Source organism: Ruegeria sp. AP11 (assembly GCF_056535865.1).
The window spans coordinates 250,184-273,630 of sequence record NZ_JBQFJB010000001.1 but is presented as its reverse complement, the minus strand read 5'-3'; the positions used below and the strand labels follow the sequence as shown (position 1 = coordinate 273,630).

21 protein-coding genes are annotated in these 23,447 nt (G+C 63.3%); 3 read left to right on the top strand and 18 right to left on the bottom strand.

All coding sequences use genetic code 11. The features are described 5' to 3' along the window. The first annotated feature begins 177 nt into the window (after positions 1-177). On the top strand, positions 178-648 hold the full coding sequence (locus ACR3E4_RS01445; protein ID WP_480531490.1) for a rhodanese-like domain-containing protein: 471 nt from the start codon (positions 178-180) through the stop codon (positions 646-648). Continuing rightward, positions 648-1,472: a CE1 family esterase gene (locus ACR3E4_RS01440; protein WP_480531492.1), complete on the top strand. Its 825-nt coding sequence runs from the start codon at positions 648-650 to the stop codon at positions 1,470-1,472. Before ACR3E4_RS01445 ends, ACR3E4_RS01440 begins: the two co-directional genes overlap by 1 nt. On the opposite strand, the gene mdoH is transcribed toward ACR3E4_RS01440, so the two are convergent. The 13 genes from mdoH to cbiE form a co-directional block, all read right to left on the bottom strand. Further along, positions 1,473-3,344, bottom strand: a complete 1,872-nt coding sequence (gene mdoH / locus ACR3E4_RS01435) for a glucans biosynthesis glucosyltransferase MdoH (RefSeq protein ID WP_480531494.1) — start codon at positions 3,342-3,344, stop codon at positions 1,473-1,475. Then, entirely contained in the window at positions 3,341-4,840 is a 1,500-nt protein-coding gene (locus tag ACR3E4_RS01430) for an OpgD/OpgG family glucan biosynthesis protein (RefSeq protein ID WP_480531496.1), read from the bottom strand. Before ACR3E4_RS01430 ends, mdoH begins: the two co-directional genes overlap by 4 nt. Beyond that, positions 4,837-6,054, bottom strand: coding sequence for an OpgC family protein (locus ACR3E4_RS01425; RefSeq protein WP_480531498.1), 1,218 nt, complete (start codon positions 6,052-6,054; stop codon positions 4,837-4,839). Before ACR3E4_RS01425 ends, ACR3E4_RS01430 begins: the two co-directional genes overlap by 4 nt. Before the next feature lie 33 nt (positions 6,055-6,087). Next, a complete protein-coding gene (locus ACR3E4_RS01420; protein WP_480531500.1) occupies positions 6,088-7,458 on the bottom strand; it encodes a tetratricopeptide repeat protein in 1,371 nt (456 codons plus the stop codon). 179 nt (positions 7,459-7,637) lie between these two features. Then, on the bottom strand, positions 7,638-8,822 hold the full coding sequence (locus ACR3E4_RS01415) for a CaiB/BaiF CoA transferase family protein (RefSeq protein ID WP_480531502.1): 1,185 nt from the start codon (positions 8,820-8,822) through the stop codon (positions 7,638-7,640). Continuing rightward, positions 8,809-10,428 carry a thiamine pyrophosphate-binding protein gene (locus ACR3E4_RS01410; protein ID WP_480531504.1) on the bottom strand — a complete coding sequence of 540 codons (1,620 nt, stop codon included), beginning with the start codon at positions 10,426-10,428 and terminating at the stop codon, positions 8,809-8,811. The genes ACR3E4_RS01415 and ACR3E4_RS01410 overlap by 14 nt, the downstream gene beginning before the upstream one ends. Before the next feature lie 79 nt (positions 10,429-10,507). Beyond that, on the bottom strand, positions 10,508-10,972 hold the full coding sequence (locus ACR3E4_RS01405; protein WP_480531505.1) for a DUF302 domain-containing protein: 465 nt from the start codon (positions 10,970-10,972) through the stop codon (positions 10,508-10,510). An 89-nt stretch (positions 10,973-11,061) separates the two neighbouring features. Next, positions 11,062-11,805, bottom strand: coding sequence for a precorrin-6A synthase (deacetylating) (cobF, locus tag ACR3E4_RS01400; RefSeq protein WP_480531506.1), 744 nt, complete (start codon positions 11,803-11,805; stop codon positions 11,062-11,064). After that, complete coding sequence (gene cobA, locus ACR3E4_RS01395; RefSeq protein ID WP_480531507.1) at positions 11,798-12,526, bottom strand: uroporphyrinogen-III C-methyltransferase; 729 nt, start codon at positions 12,524-12,526, stop codon at positions 11,798-11,800. Before cobA ends, cobF begins: the two co-directional genes overlap by 8 nt. Beyond that, a complete protein-coding gene (locus tag ACR3E4_RS01390; protein ID WP_480531508.1) occupies positions 12,523-13,845 on the bottom strand; it encodes a cobyrinic acid a,c-diamide synthase CobB in 1,323 nt (440 codons plus the stop codon). The genes cobA and ACR3E4_RS01390 overlap by 4 nt, the downstream gene beginning before the upstream one ends. Beyond that, positions 13,832-14,626: a precorrin-4 C(11)-methyltransferase gene (gene cobM / locus ACR3E4_RS01385; RefSeq protein WP_480531509.1), complete on the bottom strand. Its 795-nt coding sequence runs from the start codon at positions 14,624-14,626 to the stop codon at positions 13,832-13,834. The genes ACR3E4_RS01390 and cobM overlap by 14 nt, the downstream gene beginning before the upstream one ends. After that, complete coding sequence (locus ACR3E4_RS01380; RefSeq protein ID WP_480532344.1) at positions 14,623-15,003, bottom strand: cobalamin biosynthesis protein; 381 nt, start codon at positions 15,001-15,003, stop codon at positions 14,623-14,625. Before ACR3E4_RS01380 ends, cobM begins: the two co-directional genes overlap by 4 nt. Continuing rightward, positions 15,000-16,199 carry a precorrin-6y C5,15-methyltransferase (decarboxylating) subunit CbiE gene (cbiE, locus tag ACR3E4_RS01375; protein WP_480531511.1) on the bottom strand — a complete coding sequence of 400 codons (1,200 nt, stop codon included), beginning with the start codon at positions 16,197-16,199 and terminating at the stop codon, positions 15,000-15,002. Before cbiE ends, ACR3E4_RS01380 begins: the two co-directional genes overlap by 4 nt. On the opposite strand from cbiE, the gene ACR3E4_RS01370 reads away from it, so the two are divergent. Next, positions 16,198-16,929 (top strand): cobalt-precorrin-6A reductase, encoded by a 732-nt coding sequence (locus ACR3E4_RS01370; protein ID WP_480531513.1) that lies wholly within the window; start codon positions 16,198-16,200, stop codon positions 16,927-16,929. The genes cbiE and ACR3E4_RS01370 overlap by 2 nt on opposite strands. Here the strand turns inward: ACR3E4_RS01370 and cobJ are convergent. The 5 genes from cobJ to cobN are packed head-to-tail and all read right to left on the bottom strand — an operon-like array spanning position 16,920 to position 23,446. Next, a complete protein-coding gene (cobJ, locus tag ACR3E4_RS01365; RefSeq protein WP_480531515.1) occupies positions 16,920-17,684 on the bottom strand; it encodes a precorrin-3B C(17)-methyltransferase in 765 nt (254 codons plus the stop codon). The genes ACR3E4_RS01370 and cobJ overlap by 10 nt on opposite strands. Beyond that, on the bottom strand, positions 17,681-18,409 hold the full coding sequence (locus ACR3E4_RS01360; RefSeq protein WP_480531517.1) for a precorrin-2 C(20)-methyltransferase: 729 nt from the start codon (positions 18,407-18,409) through the stop codon (positions 17,681-17,683). Before ACR3E4_RS01360 ends, cobJ begins: the two co-directional genes overlap by 4 nt. Beyond that, positions 18,406-19,035 (bottom strand): precorrin-8X methylmutase, encoded by a 630-nt coding sequence (locus tag ACR3E4_RS01355; protein ID WP_480531519.1) that lies wholly within the window; start codon positions 19,033-19,035, stop codon positions 18,406-18,408. Before ACR3E4_RS01355 ends, ACR3E4_RS01360 begins: the two co-directional genes overlap by 4 nt. Then, entirely contained in the window at positions 19,035-20,156 is a 1,122-nt protein-coding gene (locus ACR3E4_RS01350) for a cobalamin biosynthesis protein CobG (RefSeq protein WP_480531521.1), read from the bottom strand. The genes ACR3E4_RS01355 and ACR3E4_RS01350 overlap by 1 nt, the downstream gene beginning before the upstream one ends. Further along, on the bottom strand, positions 20,153-23,446 hold the full coding sequence (cobN, locus tag ACR3E4_RS01345; protein ID WP_480531523.1) for a cobaltochelatase subunit CobN: 3,294 nt from the start codon (positions 23,444-23,446) through the stop codon (positions 20,153-20,155). The genes ACR3E4_RS01350 and cobN overlap by 4 nt, the downstream gene beginning before the upstream one ends. Position 23,447 lies beyond the last annotated feature (1 nt).

Here is a 23,447-nt window from a genome sequence, read left to right as displayed (position 1 = left end):
GGATAATTTATTGACTGCTCGGAAATTGCAAGGTTCCGAAGGGCTTTAAAAGGTGCATATTGGATGAGATTTAGCTGCAGGACAATGACGCGAACTTGATCCGAGGCCCGGATTTCCTGAAAGCATAGCGTTTTGTCCTATGGTAAAATCAAGCTGATACTGCGCGAAAGGGACCGCATGGCGGACGCTAGAAACCGGACCCGACGGTGGGTTTTGCTGGGTGGCAGCGCCGCCATCGCCTCGGGCTTTGCGATCCGCGAATACCTTCTGATTCCACAAGATTATGCGGGTGGAAGGCTGGAGGTCGCGCAAGCCCATCAACAAGCTGTCTCGGGTAAGGTGCTTCTGGTCGATATCCGCACCCCGCGCGAATGGCGGGCGACGGGCATAGGGCAGGGCGCGCAGCCGCTGGATATGCGGCGCGAGGATTTCGTGCAGGCGCTGATGCAACTGACGGGGGGCGATACCTCGGCCCCGGTCGCGTTGATCTGCGCCCGCGGCGTCCGGTCGGCACGGCTGAGCAACCGGCTGACCGAAGCAGGGTTTACCAATGTCATCGATGTGCCCGAGGGGATGCTCGGCTCTGCCGCAGGGCCGGGCTGGGTGCGCGCCGGGTTGCCGGTAAAAGCTTACTCAGAGGGGACGTGATGAAAACGCAATACTGGATGTCTTTCTGTCTTGCATTTGCAGGGCAATCGGCCCTTGCCGCCTGTGGTCCGGATGCGGGCACCTGCGAAACGGAGTCGGGCGCTTATCACATCGAACTTCCCGACGCCGAAAACCCACCATTGGTGGTTTTCCTGCACGGCTATGGCGGCAGCGGCGCCGGGACTATGAAAAACCGAAGCATGGTCGATCCGTTGCTTGATCGCGGATATGCCGTTATGGCGCCCGAAGGGCTGGAACGTCCCGACAGGGGCGGCACGAAAAGCTGGAACTTCTATCCGGGATTCGGGGAACGCGACGAAACCGCGTTTCTAACCGAGGCGGTCGAAGATGCGGCTGCGCGGTTCGGCATCGACAGCGACCGCGTGGTTCTGGGCGGTTTCTCGGCCGGTGCTTTTATGGTGAACTATCTCGCCTGTGACGCGCCCGAGACATTCTCGGCCTATGTGCCCGTTTCAGGTGGCTTCTGGCGACCGCATCCCGAGGCCTGCGAAGGGCCGGTGCGGATGTTCCACACCCATGGCTGGACGGACAACGTGGTGCCGCTGGAAGGTCGCCTTCTGGGGGGTGGCAGATTTCATCAGGGTGATATCTTTGCCGGGCTGGAAATCTGGCGTGTTGCCAATGGATGCGTCGACACCAAGCCCAGCGGGTTTTCGACCACGGGCCAGTTCATGCGCCGGAACTGGATGGGGTGCGCCGAGGGCAGCGCGCTGGAATTGGCGCTGTTTCCGGGCGGTCATACCGTGCCCAAGGGCTGGGCCGATATGATGGTGGACTGGTACGAGGGGTTACCCGGCAGCTGATCACTCTGCCGGGGTGACGATACCCTTGCCTTCGATCAGGCGTTTCAGCTCATCGCGATAGCGCCGGGCCGAGCGGGTGATGGCGGGCTCGCGGACATCTTCGCGCATCCCGACCATCCGGCGTGCGGTGCCCGCCGAGACACCGCTGAGCGCTGAAAGCGGTATTGCCATCGCCAGGCTGACCGCAATCGGTGCCAACCAGACCGAGACCAGACCGGCGAGAATACCAACGCTCAGCGCCACGCCGCTAACGGTCTCAAGCGTGTGGCACAGGACCAGGGTGCGCAGCCCATAGCTGCCGCCATCGCGCGCCTGCGGAGACCAGCCCTTTTGAACGCCCAGAGCGGTGCGGAAAACAGCGATCATCTGCTGCACCATCAGGATCGGAGCATATAGGATCGACAGGACGACTTCGGACAGGAACGAGGTGAAGAACTTGCGTGTCCCCCCAAAATCGGAATAACGCACACCGCTGAGGGGCAGGGCGGCCACACCCAGAACCTTGGGGGCCAGCAGCATCGCATACATCACCAGAATGATCAGCACATGGCGGGTCTCGGACATCTCGGGCCATTGCGGGAACAGCGGGTTGTCGGGGCTGAAATAGTGCAGGACCGAGGCTTCTTTGCCCTGACCGATCAGCGCCCACATCACCAGCAGCGCAAACCACAGCGGCGACATCAGATAGCCCACCGCGCCATGGAACATGTGGAACCGCGAAACCGCGCGAAACCCGGTCGATCCCAGCAGTTTCAGGTGCTGCAGGTTGCCCTGACACCAGCGGCGGTCGCGCATGGCGTGGTCGATAAGGGTGGGTGGTGTCTCTTCATACGAACCGCGGATGCGCGGCAGGAACCGCACGGCCCATCCGGCGCGGCGCAGCAATCCGGCCTCGACGAAATCGTGGCTCATGATCAGCTTGTCCTGCCCGCTGAACGAGCGCAGCTTGGGCAGGCCCGCGCTTGAAGCGAAGGCACGGGTGCGAATGATGGCGTTGTGGCCCCAATAGTTGCCTTCCTGACCGCACCAGCGCGCAAGGCCTTCGGCGAAGGCGATGCCATAGACGCCATTGGCAAACTGCTGCATCCGGGCAAAGACCGATTGCGCGCCGATCAGTTGCGGATAGCTTTGGATCAGACCCGCGCCGGGATCACGCGCCAGAGCGTCCGTCAAACGGGTGATTGCGCGGCCAGTCATCAGGCTGTCGGCATCCAGAACCAGCATTGCATCCCAATCCGCGCCCCAACGGCTGACCCAATCGGCGATGTTGCCCACTTTACGATCGGTGTTCTGTTCGCGGCGGCGGTAGTACAGATCAAGCCCCGGTGCCAGCGTGGTGCGCAGCGCCTCGACACTGGCCTGTTCCTGCGCGGCGATCTCAGGGTCGCGCGTGTCGGACAGAATGAACATAGCATAGTGATGCTGACCGCTGCGATTCTGCAGGTCTTCCAGCATCGTGCGGGCGTTGCCCAGCACATTCCACGGCACCTCGTTATAGACAGGCGTCAACAGCGCCACGCGCAGCGGTTGCGGGCGGCCCTCGCGTTTGGGCTGTTCCTGCCGGGACAGCGAAACCATGCCCAGCAGCACGGTGCAGACCGTGAAGGAAATCCAGAAGAAGTTGAACGAGATCAGCGTCAGCAGGATGCCTTCGATCAGATTGATCCCTTCGGCGCTGAACCAGTCGGACATGACCCATAGCAAGCCCAGCGTGGCCGCCATCGCCGGAGAAAAGGCAAGTGCGCGCCAGAACCCGGCCGACGGCCCACGCCCGCCTTCAGGCACCTGTGCATCGCGGAAGCCCTGCGCAAAATTCTGCGCCGGCATCGCCAGAGGCGCCTCGGGCGGCATGATATGAAGGTCGTGGTTCATGTGGTCCAACGGTAAAGCCAGACCTCGGAGGCCGGCTGTTTGTCTTTCAGCAATTGCGCGCGCAATTCGACGTGGTTGCGTTCACCCGGCTGGAACGAGAACGCCAGCCGCAGACCGCCCGTATCGGGGTTGCGTTGCAGCACGCCTTCGGAGGTTTCGGCATGGGGTGAATTCACGAAGATGGTCACGGCCTCGGGGTCGTCGAACAACTCGCTGGGTTCAAAGTCGATGACGGCCAGACGACCTTCGCCAAAGGTATTGTCGCCCATCGCGGTGTTGATCACGCGCGGCATCGGCGTGCGCTGCGGCTCCTCACCCCAGATCAGGCGATAGGACAGGTCGATCTGGCTGCCCGCCGCGTAGGGCTCCATCGGACGCCAATAGGCGACGATATTGTCGTAAATCTCCTGATCCGCCGGGATTTCCACCAGCGTAACCGTGCCTTTGCCCCAATCGCCATTCGGCTCGACCCACAGGCCGGGACGCTTGTGATAGTTCGCCTCCAGGTCGGCATAGTCCGAGAATTCACGCTTGCGCTGCATCAGGCCAAAGCCGCGCGGGTTCATATCGACAAAGGACGAGATTTGCAGACGGGTCGGATTTGCCAGCGGTCGCCAGATCACTTCGCCCGCGCCATTGCGGATCAGCAGTCCGTCGCTGTCATGTACGGCGGGGCGGAAATCGTCGAAACGGCTGTGGTTGGTCTGATCGTACAGGAACATCGACGTGCCCGGCGCAATTCCGACATGCGGCAGTTCGGTACGCGGGAACAGGGTCGCCTCGACCTCCATCACGCAATCCGCGCCAGCGGTAACGTTGAAACGGTAAGCGCCGGTGACGCTGGGGCTGTCCATAAGGGCGTGGACGACCATGTTGCGCTGACCCGGTTTGGGGCGCTCCAGCCAGAACCGGATGAACTCGGGGAACTCCTCGCCATCCGGGTCGCCGGTTTTCAACGCCAGACCGCGTGCGGACAGGCCATAAACCTCATGCAAGCCGATAGCGCGGAAATAGCTTGCCCCCTGCCAGACACAGAACTCATCGGTTTTGCCGGGGCGATGCATCTCGGTGCGCAAACGAAGCCCTGAGAAACCCAGAGTATCGTCGATAGGCAATTGCGGTACGTCCTCGGATTTGTCGAACATGGACAGATCGAAAGCGACCGGTTTGGTCATGCCGTCCTCGACAGTCGAAACCTTCACGGTGCGCGGGAAATACAGGCCCGGGGTGAAGAAATCGACGTTGAAGGGGGTCTCAGTTTCGTACCAGAGCGCGCGGTCCAGCCGGAACCGGATCGAACGGTATTGCTGATAGGTCAGGTCCTGCCATTCCTGCGGAACCATCTCACGTTCTGCATAGTCACGGCTGGCCAGATCGCGGGCCATGGCGATGACGTCGTTACGGCTGAACGGGGTCTCTCCACCCGTTGCATAGGCCGCAGGGGCAAAAGCCAAAGCCGTTGAAGAGGCGAGAAATGCGCGACGTGTAAAATTCATTTCTTCGATTTCCAGGGATGAGACTTGAACCAGGCGGCCAGATAGGCCACGCCGATGATCATGGCAAAGCCAATCATGTTAGCGACAAAGACACTGGCGACATCCCGCCCACTCAGGTCCAGTCCGACGCCGATAAGCCGTGCTGCCGCCATGGAAAACACGAATACCGCAAGCGATTGTTGGCCGACCTTGGTGATGACGGTCAGCAGGAATTGCCAGACCCTGGCCGTGGCGCCATGGCCGGTCGCGATCAGGCGGTGGCCATGTTCGCCCGCAACCACCCAGCCCAGATAGGCCAGCGACAGGAAGTGCATATAGCGGAACAGGCCAAAGTCGGTCTTGTCTCGAAATTCCTTCGTCACCGGCCAGACTTTACGGATTTCATCCGCTAAATCCGGTGCCGCAGCATTGATCCATGTGAACACTTTCCAGGATCCAAGCGGCATCGAGAAGATCAGGAACAGCGCCGCCGCCCAGATCAGAGTTTTCGAGACCGGAGGCGCCGGAATCCAGCCACGCATGAAGGCAAAGCCGGTGAAGAACAGCAATTGCCAGCCGAACGGGTTGAAGAACCACTGACGATCGGACCAGGGCTCAGCCGGAAGATCGAGATAGTCGAATTGTGCCACCAGCCAGATCGTGACCGAGGCCAATGCAACGGCCCAGAACCCGATGCGGTGCAGCCCCATGAACAGCGGCATCATCGCCAGAACCACCAGATACATCGGCAGGATGTCAAAGTAGTTGGGCACATAGGTCAGTGTGAACAGCCCCACAATCTGCGGGGCGGGATCGTTGAAGAAATGCTGCAGGTTCAGCGACGAGATATAGGTTTTCTCGAACAATCCCGACTGATCCAGCGCAGCCATGGTCATGGCAACAAAGAAGAACAGGCCGATATGGGCCCAATAGACCTGCCAGATCCGGAAGGACACGCGCGCGGTGCCCATCCACCAGCCCCTGCGCATGAACGCTCCGCCAAAGGCGATTGCCGATGCCATGCCCGAACAGAAGACGAAAATCTCGGTCGCGTCCGAAAACCCGAACCGCGCCGGAATCCACTTGGCCCAGGGGTCGTTCGGAATATGGGCAATCAGGATGATGAACATCGCGATGCCGCGGTAGAAATCCAGCCGCGGATCGCGCGTGCGGGCAGGGGCCGCAGCCGTAGCTGCAACCGGAGCAAAATCAGAAGCGGGCGATGCAGTCGCCATACAGTTTCTGTCCTTCTTGGTCTTTTTTTGTCGTTATTCGGCGGGGACGCTTTGTGCGTCGCCGCTGTCGCGTGCGGCCTCGATCAGAGCGCGGCGGGCGAGGGCATAGTTGTCCTCTCCGCCAGCACGCTTGGCGCGGCGATCGTCCAGAATGTGCTCGACCTCATCCAGACGGCCGGCGCGCAGGCCGGAATCGATTGTGATGCGCTCGAATACATCACGTTGCGCATGGCTGCCACCCGCCAGCTGCATCGAACCGCGCGCGGCGGCCAGATGATCGAAGGCGGTGCCATATTGTCCGTCGCCGAAGGCCTCAAGCCCCAGCGCGGCGGCGACACCCGGATCAGCCATTCGGCGCGTGGTGTCGTCCTTGACCTGTGCCGCATCCTTATGAATGCGGCCCAGCATCTTGGTGGTTGCGTCGGTACGATTGTCGCCCGTCAGGGCCAGCAGATAGTGCAGATCGGCAAAGATCAGACAGCCATCCTCGGTCCGGGCGGCGCTGAGATCTGCCAGCTCCTCCCAGCGGTTGCCGACATTTACGCCCTCAAGCTCCAACCGCATCAGCAGCGATGTGCCGTTTGAAATGTCGCGGTAATCGTCGGTCTTGTCCTTGCGGATGTGATGATCGTAAAGCTCCATCACCTGATCGACCTGACCCAGATCAAGATGCATCAGCGCTTTGTGCCACCAGACATGATAGCGGAAGTTGTTGCAATGCGCCCAGGCGTTCTCGCGCCCGGCCAGCCAGTCCAGACCCAGCTGCGCGTTGCCGGTCATTTCATGCACATGCGCCACCGCGTGCAGGCCCCAGGCGTCGTCTGATACCATCCACAGCGCCTGACGGCCTGCAATCTCGGCCTTTTCATAGGCGCCGGTTTCTTCAAGCGCGAAAGAATGACAGCCCAGCAGATAACCGCGACCCGGATGGTCGGGCTCATACGCAGGCATCACCCGCTCGATCGAGCGGCGCATGCCTTCCGCATCGCCCAGAACGAAGCGCGTCGCGTGGCTGAGTTTCATCGCCAGCGAATCCTGCGGATGGGCGCGCAGGATTTCTTCAAATTTCTGTGCCGATTGCGAGGGATGCCCCGCCAGCCAGATCCCCAGCGCATCGACATAGAGGCGTTCGCGTGCGGTGACCGGCTGCTGCTCCATTGCCGCATTGGCAGCGGCCAGCGCCTCGACCGCGACGGGCAGCATTTCACGCCGGCCCAGCAGAACCATGAACAGACCCTTGACCGCATGACCCAATGCAAAATGCGGCTCAAGCTCCAGCACCTTTCCCAGATGCTGAGGCGTAACCGCCGCATGCGCCATGAACCCGAGCAGAACACCATTCCACGCCTCGACGCTGCCGGGCTGGCTCAGGGTGTTCATCTGTCCAAAAACGTCTTGTTTCATGCTCGGATCCAATCTGGTTGCAATTATTACACTCTACGACTTAGCAGAGTGTGCGGGCGCGTCGTAACAGTATCGGCCCTGCTCTCGAATTGGTGAAAGCCCGTGTGTGTAAAACGCGAAAAAAACCGCCGATTCAACGGCATGTTTCAGCAACATGCCGCCGAACCAGGCACAGTGTTTCAATCTTCAAACGGGTTTTCGGCGCTCAGAACCGCATCCGTATCCGCTCCGCAGACCGGTGGTGCGCTGCGATATGTTACGGGCGTGCGCGACAGGTTGAGGGGATTCCCGATCAGTTTCACGTCTCCCGGTTCTGCCTGCATCGCGATCTGCATTCCCCGCGCAGCGACCTGATCGGTGGCAAAGACCTGATCCAGCGTTTGCACCGGTCCGACCGGAACCTTCTGCGCTTCCAGCCCGGCGATCACGGCCTTGGTGTCCAATGTCCGAAGGGCAGGGCGCAGCACGGCATTCAGGGCGTCGCGATGTTCCAACCGTGCGGGGTTGGTGGCAAAGCGGGGATCGTCGGCAAGGTCGGGTTTTTCGATGAAACTGCAAAATCTTCTGAACTGACTGTCATTTCCGACCGCCAGAATCACATGGCCATCGGCGGTCTGATAGACCTCGTAAGGCACGATATTGGGGTGACCATTGCCGCGCCGCTGGGGCATCTCGCCCGAGGTCAGATAGTTCACACCCTCATTGATCAGCCACGCGATCTGCGCATCCACCAGCGCCAGATCAACCTGCTGGCCTTCACCGGTCAGGTCGCGATGGCGCAGCGCGGCAAGGATACCGACACAGGCATACATGCCGCACATGACATCGGCGATGCCCACGCCCACCTTCATCGGCGCGCCTTCAGGATCGCCGGTCAGCGACATGATCCCGCCATACCCCTGCGCCATCAGGTCATAACCGGGTTTGCTGGCATTCGGACCCGTCTGCCCATAGCCCGAGATCGAGCAATAGACGAGGCTGGGGAACTCTTCGGAAAGTGTCGCGTAATCCAGGCCGTATTTCGCCAGCCCGCCGGGTTTGAAATTCTCGATCAGAATATCCGCATGCGACGCCAGCCGCCGGATTTCGGCCTGACCTTCGGGCGTCGCGATATCGAGCGCCACCGATTTCTTGTTGCGGTTCGACGACATGAAATAGGCGCTCAGATCGGATCGGTTGCCCTCGGCATCTGCCACATAGGGCGGTCCCCATTGCCGCGTATCATCACCTCCGGTAGCGGGGTTTTCGATCTTGATGACAGTGGCGCCCAGATCACCCAGCAGCTGCGTGCAGGTCGGTCCGGCCAGAATGCGCGACAGATCCAGAACCTTGACGCCCTTCAGCGGTCCCTCAGATGCGGCCATCGTATCCTCCACGCTCGATCTCAGCGGCAATCACGGTGAATTTGTCCGCTTTTACAGCATCTTCAAGCGCAGAGCGCAACTCGGAACGATTGCGCACAGTGTGGCCATAGCCGCCAAAGGCGCGGCCCATGGCGGCAAAGTCATGGCGGTCGAAATCGACGCCGCGATTGCCCATCTGGCGCTGGCGTTGCTTCAATTCGATCAGGGCAAGGCTGGCGTCGACAAAAACCAGAAAGACCGGGTTGCCGCCCATTTCGGCGGCGGTCGACAGCTCTCCGGCAACCATGAGGAACCCAGCATCGCCCGAAAAGCTGATTACGGGGCGATCAGGTTCGGCCAGTTTCAGACCGATTGCCATCGGAACGGCGCACCCCATGGTGCAAAGCGCCGAGGACTGGATCAGGCCGCGTTCCTCGAAACACGCCCACATCTGGCTGAGCAAAATACGATGCGCACCACTGTCGGCGGTCGTCAGCGTCTCGGGCGGCAACACGGCGCGGGTTTCGGCGATGATCGCCGCCGGTCCCCATTCGGCATCCGTCGGAAACGCCTCGGCCAACGCCGCCTTGACCTGCGCGGGTTCTTCACCGGGCCAGGTCTTGCGGGCGGTGTTGCCCTTGGCGATGGCTTCAAGCGTGGCACCGGTATCGGCGACCAGATTGAGCCCGGCCTGATGCATGTAGTGATCGTTCACCACAGCCGAGATGTCGATGACCCGCGTGGTTTCGGGATCCCAGATCTCGCGCCATCCCGGGCGCATCTCGATCGGGTCATAGCCCAGACACAACACTAGATCCGCCTTCTCGACCAGCGGAACCAGATGTTTGTCGGCCAGCGGAGACAGGCCCGCCCCGCCCAGACACAGAGGGTGATCTTCGGGCACCACACCTTTGGCCTTGTAGGTGGTGACAAAGGGAATGCTGAAATGCTCCAGAAACGCCCGCACCACGCAGCGCGAGTCGTCATAGAGGACATCCAGACCAATGATTGCGATGGGACGTTCGGCCTCGGCCACCCAGCGGCGGGCTTTTTCCAGACATTCCCCTTCGGGCGCAACGGGGGCGATTTTAGCGAGACGGCGGCGTTTCACGTTCGCCACGCGGGTATCGGCCACCGAGATCGGCACGTCGATATGCACCGGACCGGGCCGCGGCTGGTTGGCCAGCGATACCGCTTTGTCGGCGATGATATCGGCCCCTTCTGCGGTCAGCATGAACGTGCCCTTGGTGATCGAGCGATAGACCTGCGCATGATCCATAACCTGATGGGTATAGGTCAGCGCCTCATCTGCGTCGACGCAGCCGGTCAGCACGATCATCGGGACCCGGTCCTGCAGGGCGTTCGCGACAACATTGATCCCGTTCATCGCGCCGGGGCCCAGCGTGGCCACCAGAATTGCAGGCGCACCGTCACGGTGATGTACGGCCTCGGCCATGAACCCGGCCGCGTTTTCGTGCTTGGTCAGATGAAACGCGATACCCGCGCGTTCCAGCGCATCGACCAGCGTCAGCACCTCGCCACCCGGCATACCAAAGGCGTGACGGCATCCGGCCTCATAGAGGCGTTGTGCCAGAAGGTCCGCAGCGCGGGGGGACAGGTCCTGCATCAATCAAGCTCCGATCATCGTGTCATGCAGCAGATTGCGGAGGACAGACCCAGACGCAAGCAGGTTCACGCCACTGTGACTATTTGACGGCGCTTTCCGCCACCGTCTGAAATTTGCCATCCAGTTCAGCGGCGATCTCGCGCAATGCCTCGCCGCCCTCGTCGGCATACGGGGCAAAGACAAAACCGGGGGTCTTGTAGGACAGCGTCGCGGTGCCGTCTTCATTTTCGGTTACGTAGAACCGAATGGGCGCCTCGATCATCGCATTGGTCGAGGTTTCCAGCACCCGCACCGCATAGTCGTTGTTGAAGACCCCGATCACCCGGTTACCCGGTATAGTGATGCCGCGCGCAGCCGCCGCCTTGGTCGGTCCGGCCTGCGTGACAACGATCAGCCCGTTTTCCTTGACGGCGGCCTTGGTGTCCGTGACCAGTTGCTCATAGCTTTTGTCGCTGGGGTAGACTGCCCATCCCGAACGCGGTTGAACGTCTTCGGCCCAGGCAGGCAGGGCCAGCAGGATGAGTGCAGTCCACAGTGCTTTCATGTCTTGGCGCTCCTTTGACGGTCACGACGGTGATGGCAGAAAAGCGGTGAAACCGTGCTCACAATTGCGTGGGCCGTCAAGGGGCGCGCTCAACCGGCACGTCTTCTCAGCAGATAGATATCCATGATCCAGCCATGATCGGCCCGTGCGCTGGCGCGCGTGTCGATGATCTGCTGCGCCACTTCGGTCAGAGGGCCCTTGATCAGGATTTCCTCTTTCATGCCGACATAAGCGCCCCACCAGATGTCATACTCGGCCATATCAAGGCTCTGGAACGAGCATTCGCCATCCAGCATCACCGCAACGGTCGACGCCGCCCCGGGCCAGCCCTCATCCCGGATACGCCGCGCGGTGGTGACCACATAGGGTGCGCCCAGATCGTTGATCGGGATGGCATGTGCCGCTGTCAGCGCCTGCAGCGCGGTGACGCCGGGGATCACCTTGGTTTTCGGTTGTGGCTTCAACCGTGCCGCGATCCGCAGTGAACTGTCATACAGCGACGGGTCCCCCCAGATCAGCAGCGCCACGTTGCGCGCGTCCGGATGGGCCTCCATCGCCTCGCGCCAGCGCAGGGCTATGGCATCGTGCCACTCATCCACTCCGCGCAGATATCCATCATCCGAGCGTCGTTTGGGGATGTCGAAATAGGCAATACGCGGCGCGGTTTCGGTGACCTGCGCGATGATGTCTTCGCGCAGCCCGGCCAGATCGGCCTTGTTCTCGCCCTTGCGGGGGATCAGGATCAGGTCCGCCTCGCGGATCGCCCGTGCGCCCTGAAAGGTCACATGATCCGGGTTGCCGGTTCCGATGCCGATCAGGCTCAGCTCAATCATCGTCGAACTCCGCCAGCGGCCCGTACAAGATCAACGCCGGAGCGGTGCCGATTTCGGCACGCAGCGTCTCGGCCAGCGCGCCGATGGTCGACCGGTGCAGCTTCTGATCCGGGGTTGAAACGGATTCGGCCATCAGGGCCGGGGTATCCAAAGGCAGGCCGCGCTCATGCAACGCCTCGACGAGCAACGGGAATGTGCGTTTGCCCATGAACACAACCGTGGTTGCGCCAGCATCGGCCAAAGCGGGCAGGTTCAGGTCGCCGGGTAACTTGCCGCTGACATCGTGGCCGGTGACGAACTGCACCCGCCGCGCGGTCAGCCGCCGGGTCAGCGGGATACCCGCGGCTGCCGCCGCTGCGATGGCCGAGGGGATGCCGGGAATGATTTCGTATTCAATTCCAGCGGCTCGCAAGGCAATCAGTTCTTCCTCAAGCCGTCCGAACATGCCGCCATCGCCGGATTTCAACCGCACCACATGCTGACCGCTGAGGGCATAATCCACCAACAGACGGCTCACATGGTCTTGCTTGGGCGAAGGGCGGCCTGCGCGTTTGCCAACGCCAACAAGATCGGCATCCTCGCGCGCATGGCTCAGGATCGGGCCGCTGCTGAGGTCGTCAAACAGCACCGCGTCGGCCTTTTGCAACCGGTCCACCGCCTTCAGTGTCAGCAGATCAGGGTCACCTGGGCCCGAGCCGATGAAAGAGACGAACCCGCTCATGCCGTGGCCTCCGCGATCAGGTGAAAGAACGTGCCGGTTACGTTGCCCCGGACCGATCCTGTCTGCGGCCCTTCGGCACCTTCGGCGTCAAAGACCCGGGCCAGTGGCGCGTCGGGCTGTTCGATGATCGAGGAATAGTGGAACTCATGCCCCCGCAATGCCGTGCCCTTGGCAAAGCCCGGCATCTCGGCCAGCAGTTCCGCCTTGCGATAGCCAAGGTTGAACTTGCGCTTCTGATACGAGGTCACAAGCCCCAGCAGACCGGCCATCTGGTGCTGAACCCCGTCCTTGTCGATCAGCGCCTGTCCCAGCGCCATATAGCCCCCGCATTCGCCATGCACCGGTCTGGTTTCGGCATGATTGCGCAGCCCGGTCAGGAAGGTGTCCGCCGCAGCCAGGGTGCCTGCGTGCAATTCAGGATACCCTCCGGGCAGCCAGACCAGATCGGCATCTGCCGCCGGAGCCTCATCCGCAAGCGGCGAGAATGGCAGAATTTCAGCACCCGCCGCCTGCCAGCCTTCCAGCAGGTGCGGATAGGTGAACGAAAACGCGGCATCCCGGGCCAGCGCGATCCGTTGCGCCGGAGGCCGCGGCAGCGCGGCTGACGATGGCCCAGCCGGGCCTGAGGAAGCCGCCCGCTTGATCGCCTCCAGATCCACATGCTCGCGCAGAAACGCGGCATAGCCGACGATTGCGCTTTCCAGGTCGGGATGCTCGACCGCCTGTATCAAGCCCAGATGCCGTTCAGGCAGGGTCAGGTCACCGCGACGCGGCAACACGCCCAGAACCGGCAGGCCCGCGCGCTCCATCCCCAGACGGGTCAGGCGCTCATGGCGCGGACTGGCGCAGCGGTTCAGGATCACTCCGGCAAAGGGCAGGTCGGGATTGTACATCTTGAACCCCAGCGCCGTGGCCGCCGCAGATTGCGCCTGACCGCCCACATCCAGCACCAGTACGACGGGCCAGCCCATGCGCTGCGCGGTCTCGGCGCTGGACCCATGGCCCAGTTCGCCGGGTTTGGCGACGCCGTCGAACAGGCCCATCGAGCCTTCGGCCACCACGATATCCGCACCCTCGGCCTGCGTGGAAATGGCATTCAGCAGCGGCTCGCCCATCGCCCAACTGTCGAGGTTGAACGAGGCCCGCCCCGCCGCCGCCCGATGAAAGGCGGGGTCGATATAGTCCGGTCCGCTCTTGAACGGCTGTACGGTCAGCCCGTCTTCGGCCAGCGCCCGCAACAAGCCCAGCATGACCGTGGTCTTGCCGGTGCCCGACGATGGCGCCGAAATCAGTATGCCCGGAGGGTTAGTCATCGCCATGGCTCCAGCTTGACCACGGGCTGTCCGCGCTTTGCGGGCGATAGCGGCGGTCATAGGTCTTGGAATACAGACAGCTTTCGTCAAACCCTTCCCCCGCCAGCGCCGGGCCGACCATGATCAGCGCAGTGCGCGAGATGCTTTCGTCCAGCGCATCCTTCAGAGTTTCCAGCGTCGCGCGGATGATCCGCTCATCCGGCCAACTGGCGCGATAGACGACGGCCACCGGGCAGTCGGCACCGTAAGCCGGGGTCAGGTCGGCAATGACCTTGTCCAGATTGCCGATCGACAGGTGAATGGCCAGCGTCGCACCAGTGCGGGCGAAGTTTTCCAGTGTCTCGCCCGCGGGCATCGACGAGGCACGCCCCGGTGTGCGGGTCAACACCACCGATTGCGCCAGCCCGGGCAGGGTCAGTTCGGTTCCCAGCGAGGCTGCGGCGGCGGCAAAGGACGGTACGCCGGGCGTCACGCTGACCGGAATGCCCATATCTTTCAGGCGACGAATTTGTTCGCCCATTGCCGACCAGACAGACAGGTCGCCCGAATGCAGGCGCGCCACGTCGTGTCCGGCTTTATGCGCCGCCTCAATCTCGGCCATGATCTGATCCAGATCCATCGGCGCGGTGTTGACGATCTTTGCGCCTTCGGGGCAATGGCTCAGAATCTCTTCTGGCACCAGTGAGCCCGCATAAAGGCACACAGGGCACGACGCGATGATATCGCGGCCGCGCAGGGTCAGCAGGTCGGCGGCGCCCGGTCCGGCGCCAATGAAATGAACGGTCATGATTGTCCTCCGATGGCGATGGCGCAGGTGGCCAGCCGGTCGTCCGAGATGTGTCTGGGTGAGATCAGCCGCGCGCCCGAGCCAAATAGCTTTGCGGCGGCGGCAAGGGCGGATGCTTCGGCCACGCTGCCGGTGCCGTAGGTGGCGCGGCTGCGGGGCGAACAGGTGAGGGTGCGCTGCCCGGCCAGGTCCTCGGGCGCGACGAAGTGGATGGGCAGGGAAACGGTCTCTGCGAACCGGGTCAGCCCGGCGTGACCTTTCTTGTCGCGCACTGTCGCCAATGCGTCGACACGCTGACCAGTCGCGGCCAGATCGAAGGCGGCGCGCAGGCTGTCTGCCGTGGCGGCCGAAGAAAAGCCAAGCCCCGCAACGATCATAGCGTCACGCTCCATTGTACGACCGGGTAAGCGGATTTCCAGCCGCGCCGGGGGCCGAGCGGGGCCGACTGCGCCAGTTCGATGCGCAACAGCTCTCCGCCCAGTTTGTCATGCCATTGCGCCAGCATCGCCTCGCTCTCCAGCGTCACCGCGTTGGCGACCAGTCGTGTGCCAGCGGGCAGCGCGGCTTGTAGCCAGTCCAGCAGCGCGGCGCTGAGGCCGCCGCCGATAAACACCACATCTGGCCGCGACAACTCTCCAAGCGCGCCCGGTGCGGTGCCGTGCACCACCTGCAGCCGATCTTGCCCCAGCGCGTTTGCGTTGCGACGAATGCGTTCGGCCCGGTCGGCGCGCGGCTCGATGGCGGTCGCAGTCAGGGTCGGGTCACACATCAGCCACTCGATGCTGATCGAGCCGGTGCCGCCGCCGATATCCCACAGATGCTCGCCCCGTTGCGGTGCCAGTGCCGACAGGGTCAGGGCCCGGATCGGGCGTTTGGTGATCTGGCCGTCGGTCTCGAATATCTCATCCGGTTTGCCCGAAGCCTTGGGAAAGGCACGGCCTTCGCCTGCGACTTCAAGCCCGACACAGACGGGATGTTCGAACGATCCAAGCAGCGCCTCGGTCAGCGACATGCTGCGGGCGCGTTCACGGGGGCCGCCAAGGGCCTCCATCACGTGCAGTTGCGTGCCGGCAAACCCGGTCTCGGTCAGATAGGTTGCCAACTCGGCCACCGCCTTGCCGTCGCGCAGCAACAGAATAGCGCGCAGGCCCGGCGACAGGTGTGGGCGCAGGCGGGTCAGGGGGGCGGCGTGCAACCCGAACGTTTGCGTACTCTCCAAGGGCCAGCCCAGCCGCGCGGCAGCCAGCGAGAATGTCGACTGGCCGGGCAGGGCGGTCCATTCGGCGGCCTCGAAATTGCGGGCAATCACCGAGCCTGCACCGAACCAGAACGGATCGCCCGAGGCCAGCACCACTGTGTGCCGCCCGCGCAAACCCTGCAACAGCGGCAGCCCGTCCGAGAAGGGCACTGGCCATTCCACCCGCTCGGCCCCGGTGTCGGGGATCAGCGACAGGTGGCGTGGCGGTCCCATGATCACCTCGGCCCGGTCCAGCACTTGACGGCTGGCAGGCGACAGGCCATCAAGCCCATCTTCGCCCAATCCCAGAACGGTCAGCCACGGAGCATCAGACATGACCAACCTCCTTATCCTTGGCGGCACGACCGAGGCCAACGCTCTGGCCAAAGCCGTTTCCGAACAAGGGATTATGGCGGTGTATTCCTATGCCGGACGGGTGGAGAATCCGCGCCCGCAGCCCCTGCCGCTGCGCGTGGGCGGTTTTGGCGGTGCGGACGGATTGGCGGCATACATCCGTGATCACGAGGTGACCCATGTGATCGACGCCACCCATCCCTTTGCCGCACAGATGAGCGGTAACGCGATCAAAGCCTGCGCCGAAACCGGCACGCCATTGGCGGCGCTGACCCGCGCGGCATGGGCCGCGCAACCGGGCGACCGCTGGCAGCACGTGCCCGATATCGCCGCCGCCGTTCGGGCGCTGGCCGGTGAACCGCAGCGCGTGTTTCTGGCCGTGGGCCGGATGCATCTGGAAGAATTCGCGGCCCAGCCCCAGCACCACTATTTGCTGCGGCTGGTGGATGAACCCGAGGCGCTGCCTCTGCCGCATTGTCAGGCCGTGATCTCGCGCGGGCCGTTCACGGTTGAGGGTGACATCGCGCTGATGCGCGACCACGGCACGCAGTTGGTTGTGTCCAAGAACGCGGGGGGCACCGGTGCGCGCGCCAAGCTGGACGCCGCGCGGGCGCTGGGCGTTCCGGTGCTGATGATCGACCGTCCCGCTCTGCTGCAGCGGACGGAACTGACCAAGGTCGCTCAGGTTCTGGACTGGCTGGCTCATCCCTGATCCTCATCCGGGGTGAAACGCGGCGTGTAGACGATGGGCGTACCTGCGCGTTCGATCAGACGGGTGCGCGACGATCCGACGATCACCACGGTTTGCATATCCGCCATCTCGGGCGTGGCCTCGGCCAGTGTCGAGATCCGGATCGCCTCATCCGCGCGCGACACGGCGCGGGCAAACAGGATCAGCCGTTCCGGTTCACATTCCTCACGCAGGATTTCCAGCGTCTTTACAAACCCTTCCGGGCGGGACTTCGAGCGCGGATTATAGAAGGCCATCGAGAAATCAGCCTGCGCCGCAAGACGCAGGCGCTTTTTGATCAGGGACCACGGTTTCAGGTTGTCGCTGAGGTTGATGGCACAGAAATCATGCCCCATCGGCGCACCGGCGCGCGCCGACGCTGCCAGCATCGCTGTAATCCCCGGCAGAACGTCGATCTGAATATCGCGCCATTCTGCGGGGCCGTTTTCCAGCGCTTCGAATACCGCCGCCGCCATGGCAAACACACCCGGATCGCCCGAGGAGACCACGACCACCCGCTTGCCCTCGGCCGCCATTTGCAGCGCATGTTGCGAGCGGTCGATCTCGACCCGGTTGTCGCTGGCGTGCAGCGTCAGCCCTTCGCGTTCGGCCACGCGTGCGACATAGGGGATATAGCCCACAACATCGGTCGCCTCGGCCAGTGCCGCGGTCACTTCGGGGGTTACCAAAGCCTCATTGCCCGGCCCAAGCCCCGCGATCTTGACCCAGCCACTCATGGCCGGCGTCCCTGACCGTGCACCACGATGATCGAGAAATAAGGGGTGATCTTATCGCAAGCCTCAGACAGTTTGGTTACAGTCTGGTTCGGCATCTGCGCATATTCCACGATCCACGCCCGGTCATAGAGGTCAGCGGTTTTCAGCGCTCGCTTCACCTTGTCGATGTTGCGCCCGATTTTCATCACAACCAGCGCGTCTGTCTGCGCCATGCGTTCGGCCAGCATATCCTCGGGCAGAGTACCTACCAGAACCGTCAGCACATCATCGCCCCAGGTGATCGGGTCTCCGGTCGCGGTCCAGGCGCCTGACATGCCGGTAATCGCGGGCACAACCTCTACCGGAGCTTCATCGCGCAACCGACTGTAAAGATGCATGAAAGAGCCGTAGAAGAACGGATCGCCCTCGCACAGGACAACCACGTCCTCGCCCTGTTCAGACAAAGATTTCAGATGCGCGGTGCAATCCTGATAGAACTCTGCCAGCAGTTCGTTATAGCGCGGATCGGTGACCGGGATTTCGGTGGTCACCGGGTATTCCATCGGGAATTCGACAGCGCCATCTGGGATCATTCCGTTGACGATCTTGCGTGCCTGACCGCTGCGGCCCGGCTTGCGGAAAAACGCCACGTGACGCGCGTTTCGCAGCAGGCGGTCGGCCCGCACGCTCATCAGATCGGGGTCACCGGGGCCGAGACCCACGCCGTATATGGTGCCCATGCTCATTCCGCCCGGCTTGCGATGGCGTTGACCGCCGCCACAGTGATGGCGCTGCCGCCTAGACGGCCTTTGACGATGCAGGACGGCACCGGTTGTGCCGCCCATAGCGCGTCCTTGGATTCGACCGCGCCGACAAAGCCGACAGGGCAACCGATGATGGCGGCAGGGCGCGGGCAGTCCGGGTCTTCCAGCATGTTCAGCAGGTGGAACAGCGCGGTCGGCGCGTTGCCGATGGCGACCACAGCGCCCTGCAGATGCGGGCGCCACAGCTCCAACGCAGCGGCCGAGCGGGTGTTGCTCATCTCGGCAGCCAGCGGGCGCACGCGCTCGTCGTGCAGAGTGCAGATGACCTCGTTATCGGCGGGTAGGCGGAAGCGGGTGACGCCTTCGCTAACCATGCGCGCGTCGCACAGGATCGGCGCGCCGCCTTCCAGTGCGGTACGGGCGGCGGTCACGAAACCGGGCGAGAAATGCACGAACTCTTCCAGCCCGACCATGCCTGCGGCGTGGATCATGCGGACGGCGACCTGTTCCTCGTCGGCGTCGAACCGGGCCAGATCGGCTTCGGACCGGATGGTGGCAAAGCTTTCCTTGTAGATCGCCGCGCCGTCGGTTTCGTATTCATAGGGCATCAGGTGAAGTCCATGGTCATAAGTGTTTCGGGGTCGAGGCCGCGCTGGCAGGGCTCATCCCCTGCACGGCCTTGTTTGACAAGATCAAATCGTCCATCCGCGCCCACCAAAGTGACATCGGCAGGGCCCATGCGGGTGCATCCTTTGGCGCAGCCCGAGACATGCAGGCTGCCGGGAACGCTTGGGGCCAGAGCGCGGGCGATGTCGCGGGTTTCCACCTGCGCCTGCGGGCAGAACGGTGCGCCGGGGCAGGCGTCGGTGGTCATCAGCGGGTCGGCGCCATCGGTGACGAACTCCGGGGCGGATATCGCCGCCCCGCCTTCCAGCAGGATCAGCCGCCACGGGGTAACGCGCAGGGCATGCGCGCCGCTGTCCTTGATCAGATCATACAGCTTGCGCGCAGGCAGCGATCCGAACGCGGCACCATACAGGGTGCCCAGCGTACAGGGCCCGGGCCGAAGTGTTGCCCCCACAGGCCCATGGGCGCAGCCTTGCCATTCCGGTGACAGTTCTTTGACGATCCGGGCCATGCGGCGGGTTTCGGGCGTGTAAGCCCCGGCGAACCAGCGGGCCAGCGCGATCAGATAGTCGATGGCGCCGGCCTCGGTCACATTGCGACCGGTGTCGCAGCCATCGGCACGCAGGATCAGACCCTCGGCGCCGGTCTCAAGGCGAATATCCGCGGAATCCGAGGCCAGCAGGCGCGCAGGTCCTGTGTCGATGGCAAAGCCGAATTTGGCGGGTAGGGAGGGCAGCTCTGCCAGCCTGTCGATCAGTTCTTGCGTCAGACGCGCGGTCAGGTCGCCTGGTTGATACAGTGGGGTGACCAGAATATTGCGCCGCACTTCGATGCCGGGCTCGGCGTCCAGCAGGTTCAGCGCGGCGAGTTCTTCCAGCAGAGGCTTGTGATCCGCCTCTCTCACGCCGCGCAGTTGCAGGTTGGCGCGATTGGTCAGGTCGATGGTGCCATTTCCGAACCGTTCGGCCAGCGCACACAGGCCCAGCGTCTGTTCGGCATTCAGCCGCGCCAGCCGGGGGCGCACCCGTACCACCAGCCCGTCGCCCGACATCATCGGACGATGGGCACCCGGACACCAGCCCTGGACGATTGGAGCGCTCATCGCAAACCCTCCAATTCGGCGCGGATAGAGTTCCGGCGGGTATTCCACAACCCGGCCTCCAACAATGCGCGGAAGCGGTCCTGCATGGCCTGATGCGCCTTCGGGTTGGCCTCTTGCAGAAAGGCATCCACCTCGGCATCGCCCAGAGTGGCGTCGTGGTACAGATCGAACAAATGCGGCGCGACCGTGCCGGACAGATGTGCGAAGGACGCCATGTGATCCAACGTCGCCGCGATCTCGGCAGCCCCTCGGAAGCCATGTCGCTGCATCCCCGCGATCCAGCCGGGATTGGCGGCGCGGGCGTGGACGACGCGGCTGATTTCCTCGGGCAGGGTGCGGGCGCGAGGATTGTCGGGGTTGGTATTGTCCAGATGGTACAACTGCGCTTCGCCGCCTGTGATCTTCTTGGCGGCTGCAAACCCGGCCTCATGCGTGGCGTAGTCATTGGCCAGCAGAAGGTCAGTCTCGGTCAGGTCCTGCAGGTGGACAAAGCTGTCGGCATTGGCGACGCGTTGGATGATGCCCGCCTTGTCCTGTGCGATATGTTCGCCTTCCAGCGCAAATGAACTTGCCTCAAGCCACGCTTCCCCAGCCTGCGCGCGGGCCTCATCGGTATAGATTTCGGACAGTTCGGTCATGTTGACGCCATAGCTGCCCGGCGCTGGTCCAAAGACCCGAACCGCCGGTTCGTGCCCGGCATAGGGGTTCCAGTCAGGCGCCTCATCGCGCGCCGACAGCGCACGGACAGCCTGACCGAACAGTGTGGAAAGGGTGGGGAACACATCCCGGAACAGGCCCGAGACCCGCAATGTCACATCCAGACGCGGGCGGCTGAGGTCGGTGATCGGCAGAACCTCGATGCCCGAGACCCGCTCCGAACCCTTGTCCCAAACCGGTTTGACGCCCAATAGATGCAGCGCCATAGCGAATTCCTCGCCCGCCGTGCGCATGGTGGCCGAGCCCCACAGATCGACGATCAGGCCCTTCGGGTAATCGCCTTCCTCCTGCAGGTGTCGCCGCACCAGTTCTTCGGCCAGTTTCACACCTTGGGTATAGGCCGCACGGGTCGGCACAGAACGCGGATCGGTGGTGTAGAGGTTCCGCCCGGTGGGCAGCACGTCCGAGCGACCGCGATAGGGGGAACCGGACGGCCCGGCCTCGATCCGTTTGCCAGCCAGCGCGTCGACCAGCGCCTGCCGTTCGGCATGGGCCGAGGGGGCGGCGTTGAAATTGCCGGTCACTTCGGGAACGCGGCCAAAGATGTGCAGCCCGTCGCCGAACTGGCTTTCTTTGATGTCGCAGACAAAGCGGTCAATGCGGGTGATCGCCTCGGCGGTGCAGGTGGCCTGATCCAGACCCAGATCACTCTCCAGCCCGATGGCCTGCGCCTCGTCCCGGATATCCTCTTGCAGCCGGTCGCGGCGTTTGGGGTCCAACCCGTCGGCGTTCGAGAATTCGTCCAGCAGCGTTTCCAACCGCACCATCCGGTCCGGTGTGCCGCTTTCCTTCATCGGGGGCGGGATATGCCCCAGTGTGACGGCTCCGATGCGGCGCTTGGCCTGCGCGGCCTCGCCGGGGTCGTTGACGATGAAGGGGTAGATCACCGGCAGATCGCGGATCAGCGCTTCGGGCCAGCAATCGGCGGACAGGGCGACGGATTTGCCGGGCAGCCATTCCAGCGTGCCATGCGCGCCAATATGGATCAGGGCGTCAGCACCCAGCCCTTTGCGCAGCCAGAGGTAGAAGGCAACATAGCCATGGCGCGGGGTGCGCGAGAGGTCGTGGTAATCGTCATCGCGCATCTCAGGCGTGCCACGCTCGGGTTGCAGCGCGACCAGCGCTTTGCCGCGACGCAGGGCGGTGAAGTGGAAGGCCCCGTCAGCGAAGGCTGGGTCGTCTTCGGGCTTGCCCCAGACGGTTTCCAGATCAGTACGCAGTTGTTCGGGCAGTTCGGTCAGCGCGGAGAGATAGTCTTCGAGCGACCACGAAATCCAGGCGTCGAGCAGAGTTTCGGCAATCGGTACCGCAGGTGCGGTGTCATAGCCTTCGTCCTGCAGATCGGACAACATCGCCTCGGCCGAGGTCAACGCGTCGAGGCCCACCGCATGGGCCATCTGCCAATCCTTGCCGGGATAGGTGGATAGCACCAGCGCCGGAACCTGTTCTGCCTTGGGTTTGTCGTTCAGCGCCAGCCAGCCAGTGACACGGTCGATGATGGCCTCGATCCGCTCGGGTTCGGCCCGGTGGGCGAAACGGGAATATTCCAGATGCGGATCGCGCTTTCCCGGTTCCTTGAACGAGGCGATGCCCGCCGAAATTCGCCCGTCCACTTCGGGCAGCACCACGTGCATGGCCAGATCGGCGGGGGAGAGGCCACGTTCCGCCTCGGCCCATGCCTTGCGGCGCGATGTAGCGAGGGCGACCTGGAATACAGGCACATTGGCGGCGTCGAGAGGAGACGTGCCCGATGCGCCCTTGCCCGAGAATGAGGTGGCATTGATGATCGCCGATGGCTGCATCGCCGTAATCGTTTCTCGGAGCCAGTCAGCAGCGGCGGGCGCTTTCAGTGAGGGGGCGAACAGGCCCACGGCCTGATATCCACGCGCGCGCAGACTGCGGATCAGGGCCGCAACCGGGGCGGTGTCCGCCGAGGTCAGGTAGGCGCGGTAGAAGGTCACAACGATTCGTTTCGCGTCACCCGCAAATGCCGTATCAGCCGGGATCACGCCGCGATCCGGGCACCACGCGCCGCATTCGGGCAGCGTCTTGGCCCCCATCACCGGCCCGGCATAAAGCCCCGCAGCCAGCGCCATCTGTGCCAATGCGGCCTGCGCCGCGACCTCTCCGCCGGTGTCGCAGAGATGCGCCAGCCGTCGCAGGGTCGAGACGGGCAGGGTGGAGTAGTCATCCAGCCGCGTATCCTCGCGCCCGTCGGCGGGCAGCACGGCCAGCGCGATGCCCTTGGCCTGCGCCAGCGCCAGAACCTGCTGCAAGCCGTAGGACCAGTAGGGCACGCCACCGATCAGGCGGATCAGGATGCCCTTTGCGCCCTCCAGCGTCTGTTCCACATAGGTGTCAACGGACAGAGGGTGTTTCAGCGCCGTCAGGTTGGCCAGCCGCATCGTTGGCATCCGCCCCTCGGGTCCGCCGCCACGATGCCATCCCGCCGCAAAAGCGCCGAGGTCACTGTCGGAAAAGGAAAGCACCACCAGGTCCGCCGGGCTCTGGCCCAGATCGGTCGGGGTCTCGGTTTCCTCGAGCCCGTGGCTTTCGCGGAAGACGACGTGCATG

Bases quoted from the DNA above. Each gene is read 5' to 3' on its own strand.
- ACR3E4_RS01445 (WP_480531490.1), top strand. From the start codon at position 178: ATGGCGGACGCTAGAAACCGGACCCGACGGTGGGTTTTGCTGGGTGGC.
- ACR3E4_RS01440 (WP_480531492.1), top strand. From the start codon at position 648: ATGAAAACGCAATACTGGATGTCTTTCTGTCTTGCATTTGCAGGGCAA.
- mdoH (WP_480531494.1), bottom strand. From the start codon at position 3,344: ATGAACCACGACCTTCATATCATGCCGCCCGAGGCGCCTCTGGCGATG.
- ACR3E4_RS01430 (WP_480531496.1), bottom strand. From the start codon at position 4,840: ATGAATTTTACACGTCGCGCATTTCTCGCCTCTTCAACGGCTTTGGCT.
- ACR3E4_RS01425 (WP_480531498.1), bottom strand. From the start codon at position 6,054: ATGGCGACTGCATCGCCCGCTTCTGATTTTGCTCCGGTTGCAGCTACG.
- ACR3E4_RS01420 (WP_480531500.1), bottom strand. From the start codon at position 7,458: ATGAAACAAGACGTTTTTGGACAGATGAACACCCTGAGCCAGCCCGGC.
- ACR3E4_RS01415 (WP_480531502.1), bottom strand. From the start codon at position 8,822: ATGGCCGCATCTGAGGGACCGCTGAAGGGCGTCAAGGTTCTGGATCTG.
- ACR3E4_RS01410 (WP_480531504.1), bottom strand. From the start codon at position 10,428: ATGCAGGACCTGTCCCCCCGCGCTGCGGACCTTCTGGCACAACGCCTC.
- ACR3E4_RS01405 (WP_480531505.1), bottom strand. From the start codon at position 10,972: ATGAAAGCACTGTGGACTGCACTCATCCTGCTGGCCCTGCCTGCCTGG.
- cobF (WP_480531506.1), bottom strand. From the start codon at position 11,805: ATGATTGAGCTGAGCCTGATCGGCATCGGAACCGGCAACCCGGATCAT.
- cobA (WP_480531507.1), bottom strand. From the start codon at position 12,526: ATGAGCGGGTTCGTCTCTTTCATCGGCTCGGGCCCAGGTGACCCTGAT.
- ACR3E4_RS01390 (WP_480531508.1), bottom strand. From the start codon at position 13,845: ATGGCGATGACTAACCCTCCGGGCATACTGATTTCGGCGCCATCGTCG.
- cobM (WP_480531509.1), bottom strand. From the start codon at position 14,626: ATGACCGTTCATTTCATTGGCGCCGGACCGGGCGCCGCCGACCTGCTG.
- ACR3E4_RS01380 (WP_480532344.1), bottom strand. From the start codon at position 15,003: ATGATCGTTGCGGGGCTTGGCTTTTCTTCGGCCGCCACGGCAGACAGC.
- ACR3E4_RS01370 (WP_480531513.1), top strand. From the start codon at position 16,198: ATGACCAACCTCCTTATCCTTGGCGGCACGACCGAGGCCAACGCTCTG.
- cbiE (WP_480531511.1), bottom strand. From the start codon at position 16,199: ATGTCTGATGCTCCGTGGCTGACCGTTCTGGGATTGGGCGAAGATGGG.
- cobJ (WP_480531515.1), bottom strand. From the start codon at position 17,684: ATGAGTGGCTGGGTCAAGATCGCGGGGCTTGGGCCGGGCAATGAGGCT.
- ACR3E4_RS01360 (WP_480531517.1), bottom strand. From the start codon at position 18,409: ATGAGCATGGGCACCATATACGGCGTGGGTCTCGGCCCCGGTGACCCC.
- ACR3E4_RS01355 (WP_480531519.1), bottom strand. From the start codon at position 19,035: ATGCCCTATGAATACGAAACCGACGGCGCGGCGATCTACAAGGAAAGC.
- ACR3E4_RS01350 (WP_480531521.1), bottom strand. From the start codon at position 20,156: ATGAGCGCTCCAATCGTCCAGGGCTGGTGTCCGGGTGCCCATCGTCCG.
- cobN (WP_480531523.1), bottom strand. From the start codon at position 23,446: ATGCACGTCGTCTTCCGCGAAAGCCACGGGCTCGAGGAAACCGAGACC.